16 protein-coding genes are annotated in these 16,337 nt (G+C 50.5%); 5 read left to right on the top strand and 11 right to left on the bottom strand.

Annotated elements, in window-relative coordinates:
• Positions 1 to 33: 33 nt before the first annotated feature.
• A complete protein-coding gene (gene rplI / locus BGE37_RS14350; RefSeq protein WP_001196062.1) occupies positions 34 to 483 on the top strand; it encodes a 50S ribosomal protein L9 in 450 nt (149 codons plus the stop codon).
• Positions 484 to 553: 70 nt separating this feature from the next.
• On the opposite strand, the gene BGE37_RS14345 is transcribed toward rplI, so the two are convergent.
• The 7 genes from BGE37_RS14345 to BGE37_RS14310 all read right to left on the bottom strand — a co-directional run bounded on the left by BGE37_RS14345 (position 554) and on the right by BGE37_RS14310 (position 9,037).
• Positions 554 to 1,348 carry a DUF2686 family protein gene (locus tag BGE37_RS14345; RefSeq protein ID WP_088541520.1) on the bottom strand — a complete coding sequence of 265 codons (795 nt, stop codon included), beginning with the start codon at positions 1,346 to 1,348 and terminating at the stop codon, positions 554 to 556.
• 269 nt (positions 1,349 to 1,617) lie between these two features.
• On the bottom strand, positions 1,618 to 2,895 hold the full coding sequence (locus BGE37_RS14335) for an MFS transporter (RefSeq protein WP_001033614.1): 1,278 nt from the start codon (positions 2,893 to 2,895) through the stop codon (positions 1,618 to 1,620).
• Between the two features lie 92 nt (positions 2,896 to 2,987).
• Complete coding sequence (locus BGE37_RS14330; RefSeq protein ID WP_088541519.1) at positions 2,988 to 5,060, bottom strand: FAD-dependent oxidoreductase; 2,073 nt, start codon at positions 5,058 to 5,060, stop codon at positions 2,988 to 2,990.
• A complete protein-coding gene (locus BGE37_RS14325; RefSeq protein ID WP_105288139.1) occupies positions 5,057 to 6,598 on the bottom strand; it encodes an acyl CoA:acetate/3-ketoacid CoA transferase in 1,542 nt (513 codons plus the stop codon). The genes BGE37_RS14330 and BGE37_RS14325 overlap by 4 nt, the downstream gene beginning before the upstream one ends.
• 9 nt (positions 6,599 to 6,607) lie before the next feature.
• Positions 6,608 to 7,384 carry an enoyl-CoA hydratase/isomerase family protein gene (locus BGE37_RS14320; RefSeq protein WP_105288138.1) on the bottom strand — a complete coding sequence of 259 codons (777 nt, stop codon included), beginning with the start codon at positions 7,382 to 7,384 and terminating at the stop codon, positions 6,608 to 6,610.
• Between the two features lie 9 nt (positions 7,385 to 7,393).
• On the bottom strand, positions 7,394 to 8,236 hold the full coding sequence (locus BGE37_RS14315) for a sugar phosphate isomerase/epimerase family protein (protein WP_105288137.1): 843 nt from the start codon (positions 8,234 to 8,236) through the stop codon (positions 7,394 to 7,396).
• Between the two features lie 9 nt (positions 8,237 to 8,245).
• Complete coding sequence (locus BGE37_RS14310; RefSeq protein ID WP_000843394.1) at positions 8,246 to 9,037, bottom strand: 3-ketoacyl-ACP reductase; 792 nt, start codon at positions 9,035 to 9,037, stop codon at positions 8,246 to 8,248.
• 211 nt (positions 9,038 to 9,248) lie between these two features.
• On the opposite strand from BGE37_RS14310, the gene BGE37_RS14305 reads away from it, so the two are divergent.
• Positions 9,249 to 9,896 (top strand): TetR/AcrR family transcriptional regulator, encoded by a 648-nt coding sequence (locus BGE37_RS14305; RefSeq protein ID WP_001355101.1) that lies wholly within the window; start codon positions 9,249 to 9,251, stop codon positions 9,894 to 9,896.
• Here the strand turns inward: BGE37_RS14305 and ytfB are convergent.
• Positions 9,880 to 10,518, bottom strand: coding sequence for a cell division protein YtfB (gene ytfB / locus BGE37_RS14300; RefSeq protein ID WP_105288136.1), 639 nt, complete (start codon positions 10,516 to 10,518; stop codon positions 9,880 to 9,882). The genes BGE37_RS14305 and ytfB overlap by 17 nt on opposite strands.
• Positions 10,519 to 10,735: 217 nt before the next feature.
• Between ytfB and fklB the strand changes: the two genes are divergently transcribed.
• Both fklB and cycA read left to right on the top strand, forming a co-directional pair.
• Positions 10,736 to 11,356, top strand: coding sequence for an FKBP-type peptidyl-prolyl cis-trans isomerase (fklB, locus tag BGE37_RS14295; protein WP_000211225.1), 621 nt, complete (start codon positions 10,736 to 10,738; stop codon positions 11,354 to 11,356).
• 308 nt (positions 11,357 to 11,664) lie between these two features.
• On the top strand, positions 11,665 to 13,077 hold the full coding sequence (gene cycA / locus BGE37_RS14290) for a D-serine/D-alanine/glycine transporter (protein ID WP_000228347.1): 1,413 nt from the start codon (positions 11,665 to 11,667) through the stop codon (positions 13,075 to 13,077).
• A 44-nt stretch (positions 13,078 to 13,121) separates the two neighbouring features.
• Here cycA and ytfE read toward each other — a convergent pair whose 3' ends face one another.
• From ytfE to qorB, 3 genes are all read right to left on the bottom strand, one after another.
• A complete protein-coding gene (gene ytfE / locus BGE37_RS14285) occupies positions 13,122 to 13,784 on the bottom strand; it encodes an iron-sulfur cluster repair protein YtfE (RefSeq protein WP_059258812.1) in 663 nt (220 codons plus the stop codon).
• 107 nt (positions 13,785 to 13,891) lie between these two features.
• On the bottom strand, positions 13,892 to 14,857 hold the full coding sequence (locus tag BGE37_RS14280) for a DMT family transporter (protein ID WP_105288135.1): 966 nt from the start codon (positions 14,855 to 14,857) through the stop codon (positions 13,892 to 13,894).
• A 108-nt stretch (positions 14,858 to 14,965) separates the two neighbouring features.
• On the bottom strand, positions 14,966 to 15,826 hold the full coding sequence (gene qorB, locus BGE37_RS14275) for an NAD(P)H:quinone oxidoreductase (RefSeq protein ID WP_088541514.1): 861 nt from the start codon (positions 15,824 to 15,826) through the stop codon (positions 14,966 to 14,968).
• An 87-nt stretch (positions 15,827 to 15,913) separates the two neighbouring features.
• On the opposite strand from qorB, the gene BGE37_RS14270 reads away from it, so the two are divergent.
• Positions 15,914 to 16,294, top strand: coding sequence for a winged helix-turn-helix transcriptional regulator (locus tag BGE37_RS14270; RefSeq protein ID WP_000075980.1), 381 nt, complete (start codon positions 15,914 to 15,916; stop codon positions 16,292 to 16,294).
• The last annotated feature ends 43 nt before the right edge of the window (positions 16,295 to 16,337 follow it).

The raw sequence follows: 16,337 nt of genomic DNA, 5'->3' as shown, positions 1-16,337 counted from the left end.
GGTCCATTAATACGACTTTGAGAGGATAAGGTAATGCAAGTTATTCTGCTTGATAAAGTAGCAAACCTGGGTAGCCTAGGTGATCAGGTAAACGTTAAAGCGGGCTATGCTCGTAACTTCCTGGTACCGCAGGGTAAAGCTGTTCCAGCTACCAAGAAAAACATTGAATTCTTCGAAGCACGTCGCGCTGAACTGGAAGCTAAACTGGCTGAAGTTCTGGCAGCTGCTAATGCTCGCGCTGAGAAAATCAATGCACTGGAAACTGTTACCATCGCGTCTAAAGCAGGCGACGAAGGTAAACTGTTCGGTTCCATCGGTACTCGCGACATCGCTGACGCTGTAACTGCAGCTGGCGTTGAAGTGGCTAAGAGCGAAGTTCGTCTGCCGAACGGCGTTCTGCGTACCACTGGCGAACACGAAGTGAGCTTCCAGGTTCACAGCGAAGTATTCGCGAAAGTGATCGTAAACGTAGTAGCTGAATAATTCGTTATTCAACGAGACGTAAAAACGCCGACCATTGGTCGGCGTTTTGCTTTCTATTTTTCGTCAGGCCTTAATTTCGCAAGTAGATCCATTCACCATTCTCTTGTGTCCATAAGTCAGGATGGTTTGCTGGCGTTAGATGCATACGATCACTCCTTATGTCTCGGTCCTGCGGCACTCGCTCGAAACCTAAACCCGAGTAGATTGCGGCTGAATTTGATAAGGAACGTAGACCAATTTTCAAATCATGGGGTAAATCAGAATACGCGTTTAGCAATGCAGCAATGATGAATCCGAGGGCATTAGAAACGCCTGTAACAGTGCGAAGTTGGTCGATATAAAGATCGATTGTTGGTAGTTCAGATGACCAGCAATTAGGCATTTGGGCAGGAAGGGTTACAACGTATCCTATCGTTTGGCCGGTATAGTCTGGAGTACCATAACCAGGTCCCAAAACCACTTCGTGTATTGTGTATTTACTGTTGGGTTCGAAGGATTCGACATCTTGCAATAAATATTTCAGTTCTGCGGTTAACCGCGCACCCGCGTAAGCTTTATTGTATTTCTGGGCGTGAATATTATCTAATGTAGCTTCATGGTTCCATCCAAAAGAATTATCACCATTCATTGTTATTCCATCGTAAGTATTACACCTCGTCGCTAGCTTATTGAATGCTTGCCAGTCTGAGAGATCTAGTTTGTGGATCTCAACAGTACGTCTGCCATCGCAATTATGATCTCTTCCACGATTTGACAGTAATGTAGCGCGTGCGTATTGATGAAATTTTAGTTTTGCTGGTTTGTCGGTGGACGAAAAACGAGGTAAATATGCGGGGAATGAATAAATAGTTGTTGGTAATGTCATTTTATTGTTGCCTGTTTAATATTTTTACAAATATCGCAGTTGAATGTTCAAAGAAAAAGAATTGATATTAATAAAAATAAGTTTGTTTTCTGAAGTGGAGAAAATAGCGGATGGTGAAAGATATTAATATCAAAAATCGCTCATCACGGATATAACGATGCACCAGGGAGGGGGGAGATGACTGACAACGCGTTGGTAAGCGAGGTTCGATAACTCAAGCTTCTTTAAAAACGCCATAACCTCAATTATAGCGTTTTTATTTAAAATAATTAGTGGGTAGCTAACTGTACTTGTGGTTCTTCATCTTTAACTTTGATAAGCGTCCACAACGCAATAGCACCAATAATGTCAAAGAAAGCCAGGGCAATAAAGAACGGCGCGAAGCCGATAATGTGAACGAATGCCCCGATGAACAGGTTGAAAATCAACTGACCGCTCCACGCACAGGCTCCTGCCATACCCACTGCGGTAGCTACTTCGTCTTTTTTGAATAGGTCACCGCCCAGAGTTGCTGCAACAGTAGAAAGACATTGATGCGAGAATGCGCCAATGCTAATCAGTAATACGGCGATGTAGGGATTTTCGACAATACTCACCAGGCCAATCGTCATCATAATGACGGCTGCAATAGTGAAGGTAATTCTTCGTGAGTTAATTAAACTCACGCCGCGATCGTGGAAGAACTTCGCGACAAAACCACTGGCTAAACAGCCGAGATCGCCCAGCAGGAAAGGCAGCCAGACGAACATGGCAATTTCTTTCAGGCTAAAATGCAGCGTTTCGACGAAGAAAATCGGTACCCAGAAGTTAATGGTTCCCCATGCCGGGTCAGCGAGAAAACGCGCGATGCCAATCCCCCAGAAATTACGTTGGCTGAGGATATGCTTGATTGACGTTTTTTCTTTCTTATCTGTTTTAAGATGCTGTTCTTGCCCAGACTCAATATAGTGGCGCTCTTCATCAGAAAGGCGTTTAGCATCTTTTGGATCTTTATAACAAAAGAACCAAAATAAAGCCGCGAGTAAAGCAAGGCTACCTGAGACAATAAACGCAAATTGCCAGCTATGAAACATAATGCACCAGGCAATCAACGGTGGAGCAAGCATCGCGCCGAGTGAGGTGCCCATATTGAAAACACCTGTCGCCACGCCACGCTCTTTTGCCGGGAACCATGTTGATGCGGTTTTTACACCCGCAGGAATTGCCGATGCTTCGCTGAAACCCATCAGGGCGCGCATAAATGCCAGACCTGACCATGTTCCTGTCAAGGCATGCCCCATTGTCGCCAGGCCCCAGATTGCGGCACATATCGCAAAACTTAACTTCAGACCCACGGTATCAATAAAGAAGCCCATTACCGGTTGCCCCAATGTATAGGCCAACTGGAATGCACTGACAATCCATGAATATTGTTCTTTGGTTATTCCGGTTGTCTCCATAATCGTTGGAGCCGCAATACCTAACGCCGTTCTGTCCAGATAATTGATTACAGTGATAAAGCATACGAGGGCAATCATATGCCATCGATAATTCTTTATTTTATTCATTTTTAAACCTTTTAATTATATTAATAAACCCTGGTTGTTGGTATTTCCATGTAATAGGCAATAAAAATCAGGTACAGAGTAAATATTGAAAATTACTGTGTGTAAATGTCTCCCTTTAAAAAGTCTGGCCAGTTTTTTTCAAAGTAAATACCGTTAATACACGGTTGCATACGTAAAGACTTTACTTCGGTAATAAAAGAACCTTGCGAATATTGAATTGTTAATTTGTGATTTTTGTCTTCAGCGAGTTCAGAGCGAAAACGCCATTCTTCTTTTGCGCCGCGACGAGTTTGTGGTAGGCATTTGCCTTGTGGATCAATAACCATACGCGCCCCACGGCTACCACCACCAGCATCAATATAATGCGTCAATTGCGTTAATACGGCGGTAGACGTCAGTGCCATATGCCGCCACATAAACAGCTCGGCAACTTCGCCCACATGTTTGATTGCCAATCCATGCTGTTGGACAAATTCACTCAATAGCAGGGCATCACGAGTGGCACGTCGAACTTTATCGGCATGGCAAATAAATCCCGCATAGTCAGACATTCGTGCCTGAATTTTTTCTCTCACAATCGACAACGGCATCCCGGTCCCGTTATCGTGCGCCTGAGTAATGATCTCTCTTATAGAAGCCAGTGCCGGAGCTACCAGCTGTGCTATATCTCCATCAATATTACGTTTTTGCGTGCAACCAATAAAACGTGCCAGACGAACAGCAAAAACCTGCCCGGCATTCAATGCCGCACCACCAGGGCGAGTGACGCCGTGTGTGCCAGCAACTTCCCCCACGGCGAAACAGCCGGGCAGGGAGGTTTGCCCCCAGATATCCACTTCAATGCCGCCATTCATATGCTGATTATTCATGGCAAACTGCAATGGCTGCGTGGTGAGATCGTAACCGTGCATCTTATACAGCGAGATAGACAGCGGATTCATTCGTTGCAGTCGTTCGATGGGCGATGGTGCCAGAGCGTCGTTATTTTCCAGATACGCGCGAACGTCGTCGTCCAGTCGATCTAATGAGAACGGCAGGTCACCCGGCACAGATTCAGGATTGCGATTGAAATCCATAAATACCTGACGCCCTGATTGCTGCTCTTGCGCCACCGCCATATCTAACAAACTGGAGCCAAAATCCATTACCCGCGTGGCGTGGAATGGCCACTGATAGCCTTTACGGAAGATGTTTGAAGCCAGTTCCTGGGTCGTTCGATAGTAATCCGCGAGGAAGTTATACTCGTTGCCCCCGGCATCTACGGAATAGATATATGGGATCACCTGTACATAGGTGCCGGACAAATTCCACGGAAAGGTGCTGCGCGGCGTGCCTATACCAAACTGGCTTTCGGTCAGATTGGTTAGCGTCAAACCTTCTTCCAGTGCCAGTCCCAGCGAGCCGAAGCATTTATGTGGATAAACACTGTCGCGATAAAGCTCGCCCGGTCCGCCCGTTGCCAGTACCACATTGGGCGCCGTCACAATTGCCAGCCCCCAAGGGTTATGGGCGCGATGACCGGTCGCGAGGATTGCTCCCGCCACGCGGTCTTCGCCGTTTTCGCCACGCTGATGCAGCAGTTTAATCACTGTTGCACTGGTCAACACTGGAATGGCGAGGCGCTGTACTTCTTCCAGCAGCACTTTCACCATTAACCTTGAGGTACGCGGCCCACACGAGGTTGCTCGCCCGGATTCGTCATGGTCGGTTTGATAACGAAGAATTGCGCCATAGCGATCTTCCGGTAATTCCAGACCAAGATATTGCAACCCGCCAAGAGTGTGCAGAGAACCTACCGCTTCGACATAAGCGGTGTCGTGATCCATCGCCCCACCGCTCGCCAGTGCTTCCGCCAGTTTGGCGAAGTTATCGCCGTTGCCCGCGGTAGCGGCGGTAAACAGCGTCTGTTTATCGGAACCAGAACATGCCGATGTCCCCATATATAACCCGGCGGTGGCGATCAGCACATTTTGCTGGCGGCGCTTAAGTTCAACCGCTGCGCGCAGCCCTGCCGCGCCGCTACCAACGACTAGCGCATCAACTTGCCAGATCGGGTAATCGACATCTTCAACCGTGACAATTGACGCTGGCTCTGCTGACACAAAACCCTTCGGGAAAGTGACGTGCGTCAGCGCATCAAGGAGGGTGTCATCAAGCTGACTCATGCATCCTCCATCGGCGTAAACAGGCTACTTTCCATCAGGCGTGGCTGATTGATAATTGGACGGAAAGCCATATATGGCAGAATGTCGCGCTCAATCTCCACACCTGGTGCGATTTCAATTAATTCAACGCCTTCTGCTGTTAACTGGAATACTGCACGTTCAGTGATATACAACACTTCCTGACCGCTTTGCTGTGCGTAGGCGGCGCTAAAAGTGATTTTTTCCACCTGGGTAACCAGTTTAGGGATTTGACCTGACTGGGCGATATGCAAGCCATCTGGTGTTACATCAATCGTGCTACCTTTGGCGTCGAACGTGCCACAGAACACCACTTTACGGGCGTTTTGCGCAATTTCGAGAAATCCGCCGGGGCCAATGAGATTGCCATTGAGATGGGAGACGTTGACGTTACCGTACTCATCCATCTCACCCATACCGAGGAAAGTAATGTCGATGCCGCCGCCGCTGTAGAACTCGAACTGATCGAGTGACGGAATAATGGCATCGGCGTTACGGGCGCAGCCGAATAGAGCATCATCCAGCATCATGCCGTTATGTACGCCTTGCTCGACGCTCATCCATAAACTTTGATAAGGCACGCCTTCGCGCAGTGCAACCCCAGGAATGCCGCCGGGAATGCCAAAGCCAAAGTTGGTTGAAGCGCCAGCCACCAGTTCGCGTGCTGCCCGACGGGCAATCAGGCGGCGCACCGGATGACTAACCAGTTCAATAGCGTCGTTAGAACTCAAACGGCGATGCTGACCGCTGATGGTCAGGTCGTAACCGCCAAGATAGGTTTGCGGTTGTTCGCGGTGTTCAACGATGCCATCAACCAGAATGCCCGGTAATTTGACCCGGCGTGGTTCAATGGCACCAGCTTCCAGCACATCGCGCACCTGTACGAACACTTTGCCGCCGCTGTTGTGTGCTGCCAGCGCCATGGAATAGCTATCCATATCAATCGCCTCTTCTTCGAGGCTGACGTTGCCACGCGGATCGGCATAAGTGCCACGCAAAATCGCGTAGTCCACTTTGAAGGGGCGATAACGAAGTTTGGTTTCACCGTCGATTTCAATCAGTTCTACCAGATCCTCAGTGCTGCTAGCGTTCGACTTACCGCCGCCGTTGCGCGGATCAACAAACGATCCCAGTCCAACGTGGGTAAAAAGCCCTGGACGTCCGGCACCGATCTCCCGCAGCAGTGCCTGAATTACGCCACCAGGGAAGCAGTAGGCTTCAATAGCATTGTTTTTTACCAGATCCTGCATCTTGGGCGACCAGGTAAAATGTCCGGCAATAATGCGTTTGAGCATCTCTGCATGAGCAAAGCGGTTAGTGCCTTTGCAGTCGCGATCGCCAATGCCCAGCGAGTGGATTAATGTCAGATCGCGCGGGTGTCCGGTTTGCAGGAAACGCGCTTCAATAGCAGCCAGAATATGGTCCGCTTCCACCATGCCGCCGCCATTACCGCTAATGGCAATGGTTGCGCCGTCCTGAATTTGCGCCGCCAGTGTCTCGGCGGTTGTTATCTTACGCATACAATTTCCTTATTGATTTTGGAAGCTCACGCTGGCTTTTTCGGCAAATGCGCGCGTCGCCTGCTGGCAATCCTGAGTGGCGGACATTAATCCAGCCAGTAACTGGTGCGGGTAATCAGCATGTTTATTTTCTAGAGCCAGAATCAGTTGCTTGATATGTGCGAGCGCCACCGGACCGCATTTTTTCAGCTGCGCTAACTGATTCGCCATCCAGCTTTCCACCTGTTCTTTTTCTACCACTTCATCAATTAAATTCGCCGCCTGAGCTTCCTGCGCCGTCAGGCGTTTACCCAGCATCAGCATCTGGCGACCGACCACCGGACCGACCTGATTAAGCACGCGTTCAATGCCCATCCAGCCAGGCACCATGCCGAGCATTACTTCCGGATTAGAGAATTTCGCGCTGGGGCGAGCAATACGAATATCGCAGCACAAGGCAAGTTCAATACCACCGCCGATGGTATGACCGTTGAGATTCGCAACCGTTAATTGAGGTAAATTGCGCAGGCGATTAAAAACGTCATTGCCGCGTTTAATCCATTTTCTGCCCATATCTAATGGCGAATAGGCTGACCACGATTTAATATCGCCGCCTGCACAAAAGAATTTATCGCCGGTTGCCGTTAATTCGACTAATCGTAATGTGGTGTCGTTTTCAATTTCATTTAAATAATGGTCGAGAGATTCGATCATTTCTTCATTAATAGCATGACATTTATCTTCACGGTTCAATGTCAGGCGGCAGGAAGCCGCCGCTCTGCTGAACAGAACGGGTTGGTCACTCATGATCATTCCTTAGCAATAATGCGCGATGCGATCGACGCTAATATCCAGCGTGCTGTTAATATCTTTTTGCCACCAGTACGGCGAGAATATTTCCAGTTCCACAGCACCGTTAAATCCGGCATTTTCTACCTGGCGACGAATAGACGGAATATTGATTACGCCATCTCCCGGCATTCCCCGGTCATTGACTAAATCGGTGGTTGGCACCAGCCAGTCGGAAACATGAAACGCGAGGATGCGCTTTCCGGCACGCAGGATCTGACTGGCGAGATCCGGGTCCCACCAAACGTGGTAGACATCTACCGCCACGCCGAGGCCAAATTCACCATCGGGATCGAGTTCATCACACCAGTCCAGCGCCTGACGTAACGTGCACAGGCAAGAGCGATCGGCGGCGGTCATCGGGTGCAGCGGCTCCAGCGCAATTGGTACGCCGACATCTTTCGAATGTGGCAGCAACTGGCGAATCCCTTGTTTCACTTGTTCCCGCGCTTCGTACAGATCTTTTGTTCCCATTGGCAGACCGCCAACCACCTGCATATAACAGGCGGCGTTCAGTACAGCGGCGTCGTCCAGCGCCCGGCGGTTATCATCAATCGCCAGTTTGCGTTCCGTCAGCGTCGGCGCGGTGTAATAGGTGCTACGGCACAAACCGGAAACGCTCATGTTACTGGCAGCAAGCTGGCGGGCGATTTGTTGGAGATCTTCACCCTGTAACTCCCTGCGCCAGGGGGCAATCGCGCCAATACCGCGTGCGGCGCAGGCATCAATAATGGCAGGTAGCGGTGTTTTATAGCCCAGTGTCGCAGTATTGATACTGAATAAATCCGGGCGTTGTAACAGATCTCTCATGATTCAGCCTCAGAAGCGCGGCATACTTAAGCCGCCGTCGATGGCGACCGCCTGACCGCAGGTGTAAATCAGTTTGCCTTCCGCCATCGCGCGGACAGTGGAAGCAATATCAGCCGGATAACCCCAACGTCCCCACGGCACTAACCCCTTAGCAATCAGTTCGTCGTAATAAGCCGTTGCCGGAATGGTCATATCGGTTTTGATGAGACCAGGGCGCACTTCATAAACGCCAATTTGTTCATTGCAAAGGCGAGCGGCAAACAGGCGAGCTGCGGCGGAGACGGCAGTTTTGGCAATGGTATATTCGCCGCGATTCATCGCCAGCATGATGGCGTTTATGGAACTGACAAAAATAATCGAGCGGTGCGGCAGTTCTGCTTCCGGTTTCGGCTGTGCCAGTAATCGCTTACTGAATGCCTGAGCAAGGAAGAACGGCGCACGGGTGTTAATGGCAATGTTTTGGTCGAAGCTGTCTGGTTCGAGGTCGAGGAGGTCACCGCGTTTTTTCACTGAAATGCCTGCGTTGTTGAGTAGACAGTCCAGACGTCCCCACTGGTTTTGCGCCGCGTCGAGCATCTCTTCATGAAGGGAGAGATCGCCAACATCAGCAGGGAAGCAAATCACTTCCACGCCTTCCGCCAGACATTCTTGTTGTGTGGCATGTAATTTTTCTACGCTGTCGGCATCCGGACGATCATTAATCAGCAGATTAAATCCGCCACGCGCAAGTTCCAGTGCACAGCCCTTTCCAATACCACGTGCGGCTCCAGTGATGACAGCAACAGGACGTGTTGACTTCATACGATAACCCTCTTTTTGAATATTATTTCCTTAAGTGACGATTAGCTTGCAATGTGTGGCAAGAAAGATCAACCATCTAGTTGGTTGATATGCGATAATGATCACAGAGCATTTGATAACCCGATGAAATTGCGAGTTTTTAGCCATTTTAGTGGAGCTTCTAACAAATCGGGTTAAGATAGTCATCACGAAGAAGACGTGGGGAAGCGGAATGTATCTTGATACCAGCAACGTACAAAGCCTGAAGGAAAAGCTGTTGTTATGTGCGGTTAATGAATTTGCCGAATATGGTTACGAAGGGGCCAGAGTCGATAATATCGTCAAGGCCGCGGAGTGTAGTAAACAGACGGTTTATCATCACTTTGGTAATAAAGAAAATTTATTTATCGAAGTGCTGGAATACACCTGGAATGATATTCGGCAAAAAGAAAAATCCCTTGATTTCTCAGGTCTTCCGCCACAAAAAGCCATTGAGAAAATTATCGATTTCACCTGGGATTATTACATTGCTAACCCCTGGTTTTTAAAAATTGTGCATAGTGAAAACCAGAGTAAAGGGGTGCATTATGCAAAATCACAGCGCCTTTTAGAAATTAACCACGCACACTTACAGTTAATGGAGTCATTATTAGCTGAAGGCAAACGGCGCAATATTTTTAAGCCAGATATCGACCCGTTGCAGGTGAATATTAATATTGCTGCTCTTGGAGGATATTATTTGATCAACCAACATACGCTTGGCCTGGTTTATCACATCAGTATGGTTTCACCGCAGGCACTGGAAGCCAGGCGTAAGGTCATCAAAGAGACGATCCTTAGCTGGCTTCTGGTTGACCCTTCATCTACCGCGCGCGAATAAAACTGCCATCCGGCTGGCGGGTAAACAGGACCTGTTGATTATTTCCCGTATCAATGGTTAAGCCCGTCACCACGCCGCTGGCGTTCTGGCGGATTTTCACCATCTGCCCATTTTGCAAATTACTCAGTGGCTTATCCGCGCCTTCTACCTGCGCCATTGCATAGACATCGGTAGCGGGCAGTCCGTGGTCGCGGAACAGCTGCGCCATTGTTTTACCGGGTTCGACACGATAAGAGCTCCATTGATTGTCAATTCCGCTATCTGGCTGGAAAGGTTGCACTTGCGAGGTTTGCGGCTGCTCTTCCGGTTGGCCTTCCTGTATCGGTTCTGGAGCGACCGGAGCCACCTGATCAGGATCATTTTGTGGTGTGACTAATTGCGCCCGCAGCTGTTCTTCTGTCGGCGGTTGTGATTGCGACTGAATATCTAACTGTGCTTCACGCGTCACCACCGGCGCGTTTGGCGTATCATCCGACGGGAGTAGAAATCCGACCACCAATACAATAGCGGCAATAATGATCCCCCGACGATGCATCGGCGGTAGCGGGTCCATGAAGCGAAAATTGTCCGGCGCGTGCCAGACTTTCTCCAGGGTTGGTTTTAGTTCAAAGCGCCCGGGCATGGTTTCCTCCTGCTCCGCGTCTTGTTCCTCAATCATAGCCTATGAATAAGCTAACGCTATGATGTCCGTGGTAAACCCGCCTTTATTATATTCATACGGGATATTGCTATTGTTTCTTTTTCCCCGGGATTTGTCATCATTCCCGCGACAAAGTTTTACCCAAAGAAGTGTGGCTGATATGCTGCCCGCTACTTTATACCCTAAGAAAGGAAATACGATGACCACCCCAACTTTTGACACCATCGAAGCGCAAGCAAGCTACGGCATTGGTTTGCAGGTAGGGCAACAACTGAGTGAATCAGGCCTGGAAGGGCTGCTGCCAGAAGCCCTGGTTGCAGGCATTGCCGATGCGCTGGAAGGCAAACATCCGGCTGTTCCGGTTGATGTGGTGCACCGCGCGCTGCGTGAAATCCACGAACGCGCCGATGCCGTTCGTCGTCAGCGTTTCCAGGCGATGGCTGCTGAAGGTGTGAAATACCTGGAAGAAAACGCCAAAAAAGAAGGTGTGAATAGCACCGAATCTGGCCTGCAATTCCGCGTGATCAATCAGGGGGAAGGCGCAATTCCGGCACGCACTGACCGCGTTCGTGTTCATTACACCGGTAAACTGATCGACGGCACTGTGTTTGACAGCTCTGTTGCCCGTGGCGAGCCAGCTGAATTCCCGGTTAACGGCGTGATCCCTGGCTGGATTGAAGCACTGACTCTGATGCCGGTAGGTTCTAAATGGGAACTGACTATCCCGCAGGAACTGGCCTATGGCGAGCGTGGCGCAGGCGCGTCCATCCCTCCGTTCAGCACCCTGGTGTTTGAAGTCGAACTGCTGGAAATCCTCTAAGCAGCGCATTCTGTTCCCCTCGAGCCAGAGGGGAGCAGGCATTCAGCAATAAACCCTTCAGTTTGCCAAATGGCGCTATTTTGTGTTGCAAAGACCACGTAAGCGTGTATTTTTGTGAGCTGTTTCGCGTTATCACCGTGATATGACACTCACTTTAAACATAAAATTAACATTAGATCTAAATCTTAGTATTCATCCCGCGTATTGTTACCTAATATCGATGAGTCCCGATACAGATTCGTCGTATCATAGACTGACTAAAGGCCGCAGAGCCTGAACAACACAGACAGGTACAGGAAGAAAAAAACATGGTAGATCAGGTAAAAGTCGTTGCCGATGATCAGGCTCCGGCTGAACAGTCGCTACGGCGCAATCTCACAAACCGACATATTCAGCTTATTGCCATTGGTGGGGCCATTGGTACGGGGTTGTTTATGGGGTCCGGTAAAACAATCAGCCTTGCCGGACCGTCGATCATCTTCGTTTATATGATCATCGGTTTTATGCTCTTTTTCGTGATGCGGGCAATGGGGGAATTGCTGCTTTCGAATCTGGAATACAAATCTTTTAGTGACTTCGCTTCCGATTTACTGGGGCCATGGGCGGGATATTTCACTGGCTGGACCTACTGGTTCTGCTGGGTGGTTACCGGTATGGCGGACGTGGTGGCCATCACTGCCTATGCTCAGTTCTGGTTCCCCGATCTCTCCGACTGGGTCGCCTCGCTGGCGGTGATAGTGCTGCTGCTGACGCTTAACCTCGCCACCGTGAAAATGTTCGGTGAGATGGAGTTCTGGTTTGCGATGATCAAAATTGTCGCCATCGTGTCACTGATTGTCGTCGGCCTGGTCATGGTGGCGATGCACTTTCAGTCACCGACCGGTGTGGAAGCGTCATTCGCGCATTTGTGGAATGACGGCGGCTGGTTCCCGAAAGGTTTAAGTGGCTTCTTTGCCGGATTCCAGATAGCGGTTTTCGCTTTCGTGGGGATTGAGCTGGTCGGTACAACCGCTGCGGAAACGAAAGATCCGGAGAAATCACTGCCACGTGCGATTAACTCCATTCCGATCCGTATCATTATGTTCTACGTCTTCGCGCTGATTGTGATTATGTCCGTGACGCCGTGGAGTTCAGTAGTCCCGGAGAAAAGCCCGTTCGTTGAACTTTTTGTATTGGTGGGTTTGCCTGCGGCTGCCAGCGTAATCAACTTTGTGGTGCTGACCTCTGCGGCGTCTTCCGCTAACAGCGGCGTCTTCTCTACCAGCCGTATGCTGTTTGGTCTGGCCCAGGAAGGTGTGGCACCGAAAGCGTTCGCTAAACTTTCTAAGCGCGCCGTGCCCGCGAAAGGGCTGACCTTCTCTTGTATCTGTCTGCTCGGCGGCGTGGTGATGTTGTATGTGAATCCAAGTGTAATTGGCGCGTTCACGATGATCACGACTGTTTCCGCGATTCTGTTTATGTTCGTCTGGACGATTATCCTTTGCTCATACCTGGTGTATCGCAAACAGCGTCCGCACCTGCATGAGAAGTCTATCTACAAGATGCCGCTCGGCAAGCTGATGTGCTGGGTATGTATGGCGTTCTTTGTGTTCGTGGTCGTGTTGCTGACACTGGAAGATGACACTCGCCAGGCGCTGCTGGTTACCCCGCTGTGGTTTATCGCGCTGGGGTTGGGCTGGTTGTTTATTGGTAAGAAGCGGACTGCTGAACTGCGGAAGTAACGGCTTTATCATGCTGGATGGCGCAATGCCATCCAGCTTTTAGATCACTCACCCGCCAGCGCGCGTGGGAACAGTACATTGTTTTCCAGACTGATGTGCTCCATCAGGTCATCAATCAGTTCATTAATACCGTTATACATCGCTTTCCAGGTGGTGCAGGCTTCCGGCGGCGGTGTGACGTTATTGGTAGTGTGTTTGATTACTTCCAGCAGTTCACCCGCTTCATCGTGCTCGCTTTCCATTACGCTAATTGGCCCCATCGCCTGGCTACCCATGCCTTGTTTGATCATCGGGAAGAGGATCTGCTCTTCTTTCATCATGTGGCTGGAAAGCTCTTCATGCAGCATAGTCAGGTATTTTGTCAGCCCTTTTGGCACGCTCGGTTTGTCGGCGTGAACGCGCTCGACTTTGGTAGCTTGCAGGATCAGCTCCGGCAACTGCTCGCGGTGACGATCGTGGTAACGCACGATGATATGGTCGATGATTTCCGCCAGTGGGACGCTACGCCAGTCTTTCTCAATCGGTTGTTCAGCAAGCTTTGCCAGTTCGGCTTCAATGACGTCAACATCCAGTTCTTTACGTGCCGCCGCACGCGCCAGCGTTTGCTTACCGCCGCAGCAGTAATCCATATCATATTTACGAAACAGAGCCGAAGCGCGAGGAATAGAGAGCGCCAGTTCACCTAAAGGTTGGTCGCGATAAGCCATAGCTGATACCTCATTCTTAATAATATAAGATGTATTTTAAATGCATCTTTAAGACAAATGCTATAACCCTTACGTAGCAGAGGCTTATTTAACTCACTGCCATCGTGTCAACTTTCTGAGACAGATTCAGTTAAGGGTTTTTCCGGTTTGGCTCTGACCGCAATGACCACGCCAATCACTAACAGCGCGATACCGCTCAGCGTCATTAGCGGCGGCATTTGCTGGCGGAGTAAAAAGGTGTACAGCAAACCTGCCAGCGTTTCGAAAACAATCAACGGTCCGAGGATAACCGTCGGTAATCGCTGGCTGGCGACGTTCCAGCAGAGTGCGCCAACCCATGAGCAAAGCACGGCTATCGCAATCATCAGACTAATAAACACCAGCGGACGGGGGCCAAAAGGTAGGGAGAAGTCCGGCGTTTGCGTATTCAGCCAGTAACAGGCGACAAGATAACCGATGAGCGAAACCGGCAGCGTGACCAGCGCCTGCGCCGTTGCCCACATCATCGGATGTTTGTCTGGGTTTTCCCGCAGCCAACGGGCGTTGCGCAAGGCATACCACGCCCAGCAGACCACGGAAACTAACGCCAACACGATGCCAGAGGTATAACGTGCCCAGTCAAAATCGGGGAGTCCGTGGTCTAACTCAGCAATATTTACACATGCCAGGCCGATGCCAATACAAACCAGCGCCGGGGCGAGTTTCCCCCACGCGAGTTTACCGTCACGCTGGCTATAAAGCAGATTGGCGAAGACAGGAATCACCACCGGCAGGGTGCCGATAATCATCGTGGAGACAGGCGCGCCAGTACGTTGAATGGCACTGGCAAGGCAGAAGTAATAGATGAGGTTGCCCATCATGGTGAGCATCAAGGCGGTAAGCCAGTCGCGACGCGCCAACTGACGCAGACGCACGCGTCCCAGCCAGGCAATGGGCAGCGCAATTAACCCTAACGCCAGATAACGCCCCATCGACTGCAACATCGCCGGGTATTCCGGCACGATCAACGGCCCGACAAATATAAGCCCCCACATCAACCCTGCTAACAGGGCGTACAGCACGCCGCTAATCATTACTGGCATCCATTGATCTGTCAGAAGAAATATTCAGGGAACAACCGTAGTCGTTCCCCGCATCCCGTCATTATCAGAGAGGATACGGGAGGATGCCACTTTAATTAACTAGTTATTAACATTAAAAAGATGGCTTACGCTCTCGGCTAATGTTGTCGTTGGGCGGCCAATCAATTTGCTAAGCGTTTTGCTGTCATCAAACAGGCCGCCTTTCGATGCGCCAACGTCAGAATCTGCCAGCATATCCGCCAGCCCGTCAGGCAGACCGACGCTTTTCAGCGCCGCGGCGAAATCAGCTTCGCTTAGGTTTTGATAGGTAACCTGTTTGCCGCTCTGTTTGGTGAGCTCCGCCGCTAATTGTGTCAGTGTCCAGGCGCTATCACCTGCCAGTTCATAAACCTTGCCTTCGTGACCTGCTTCGCTAATTACGCGCGCCGCAGCTACCGCATAATCAGCTCGCGTAGCTGAGGCAATTTTGCCATCGCCCGCGGCACCGATAAATACGCCGTGCTCCAGTGCTGCCGGGGCGCTGGCGAGATAGTTTTCGGTGTACCAGCCGTTGCGCAGCAAGGTGTAAGCGATGCCAGAAACAGCCAGCATTTTCTCCGTCTCGATGTGCTCATCGGCGAGGCCGAGCGGGGAGGTATCAGCATGTAGCAGGCTGGTATAAGCGATAAATTTCACGCCCGCCGCCTTAGCGGCATTAATAACATTTCGATGCTGCGGGGCACGTTGCCCCACTTCGCTGGAAGAGATCAGCAGCAGTTTTTCCACTCCCTGAAGCGCAGATGTCAGTGCGGCTTCATCGCCGTAGTCAGCCTGACGTACAGTAATGCCTTGCGCGCTCAATGCCTGCGCTTTTGCCGGGTTACGTGCGATAGCCACTATTTGGCTGGCAGGAACGGTTTTCAGTAAGGAGTTAATAACATGGTGACCAAGTTGGCCGGTTGCGCCGGTAATTGCGATCATGGGAAGCCTCCATCGGTTTGTCTTGTGTTTAAATACGCTACCACCTAAACTTACTTTTAGTAAGTACGTACAAAAAGGTAAGTATGAATGAGCCAGGCTAGCCTGTCGCAACAACTGAAAGAGGGTAACCTCTTCGCCGAACAGTGCCCGTCGCGCGAGGTGTTGAAACACGTCACCAGCCGTTGGGGGGTATTGATTCTGGTCGCGCTTCGCGAAGGTACGCACCGTTTTAGCGACCTGCGCCGCAAGATGGGTGGGGTGAGTGAAAAGATGCTTGCGCAGTCGTTACAGGCGTTAGAGCAGGATGGGTTTCTTAACCGTATCTCTTATCCGGTGGTGCCGCCGCATGTGGAATACAGCCTCACGCCGCTGGGCGAGCAGGTGAGCGAAAAGGTTGCTGCACTGGCGGACTGGATTGAGTTGAATTTGCCCGAGGTGTTGGCAGTGCGGGATGAACGTGCGGCATAACAGCCGGATGCGCTGCGCTTATTCGGCCTACGGTTCATGACCT

The organism is Escherichia sp. MOD1-EC6300 (assembly GCF_002965045.1).
Taxonomy (GTDB): Bacteria; Pseudomonadota; Gammaproteobacteria; order Enterobacterales; family Enterobacteriaceae; genus Escherichia; species Escherichia coli_F.
This window is presented reverse-complemented; position numbering and strand designations above follow the sequence as displayed.

Bases quoted from the DNA above. Each gene is read 5' to 3' on its own strand.
- rplI (WP_001196062.1), top strand. From the start codon at position 34: ATGCAAGTTATTCTGCTTGATAAAGTAGCAAACCTGGGTAGCCTAGGT.
- BGE37_RS14345 (WP_088541520.1), bottom strand. From the start codon at position 1,348: ATGACATTACCAACAACTATTTATTCATTCCCCGCATATTTACCTCGT.
- BGE37_RS14335 (WP_001033614.1), bottom strand. From the start codon at position 2,895: ATGAATAAAATAAAGAATTATCGATGGCATATGATTGCCCTCGTATGC.
- BGE37_RS14330 (WP_088541519.1), bottom strand. From the start codon at position 5,060: ATGAGTCAGCTTGATGACACCCTCCTTGATGCGCTGACGCACGTCACT.
- BGE37_RS14325 (WP_105288139.1), bottom strand. From the start codon at position 6,598: ATGCGTAAGATAACAACCGCCGAGACACTGGCGGCGCAAATTCAGGAC.
- BGE37_RS14320 (WP_105288138.1), bottom strand. From the start codon at position 7,384: ATGAGTGACCAACCCGTTCTGTTCAGCAGAGCGGCGGCTTCCTGCCGC.
- BGE37_RS14315 (WP_105288137.1), bottom strand. From the start codon at position 8,236: ATGAGAGATCTGTTACAACGCCCGGATTTATTCAGTATCAATACTGCG.
- BGE37_RS14310 (WP_000843394.1), bottom strand. From the start codon at position 9,037: ATGAAGTCAACACGTCCTGTTGCTGTCATCACTGGAGCCGCACGTGGT.
- BGE37_RS14305 (WP_001355101.1), top strand. From the start codon at position 9,249: ATGTATCTTGATACCAGCAACGTACAAAGCCTGAAGGAAAAGCTGTTG.
- ytfB (WP_105288136.1), bottom strand. From the start codon at position 10,518: ATGCCCGGGCGCTTTGAACTAAAACCAACCCTGGAGAAAGTCTGGCAC.
- fklB (WP_000211225.1), top strand. From the start codon at position 10,736: ATGACCACCCCAACTTTTGACACCATCGAAGCGCAAGCAAGCTACGGC.
- cycA (WP_000228347.1), top strand. From the start codon at position 11,665: ATGGTAGATCAGGTAAAAGTCGTTGCCGATGATCAGGCTCCGGCTGAA.
- ytfE (WP_059258812.1), bottom strand. From the start codon at position 13,784: ATGGCTTATCGCGACCAACCTTTAGGTGAACTGGCGCTCTCTATTCCT.
- BGE37_RS14280 (WP_105288135.1), bottom strand. From the start codon at position 14,857: ATGATTAGCGGCGTGCTGTACGCCCTGTTAGCAGGGTTGATGTGGGGG.
- qorB (WP_088541514.1), bottom strand. From the start codon at position 15,826: ATGATCGCAATTACCGGCGCAACCGGCCAACTTGGTCACCATGTTATT.
- BGE37_RS14270 (WP_000075980.1), top strand. From the start codon at position 15,914: ATGAGCCAGGCTAGCCTGTCGCAACAACTGAAAGAGGGTAACCTCTTC.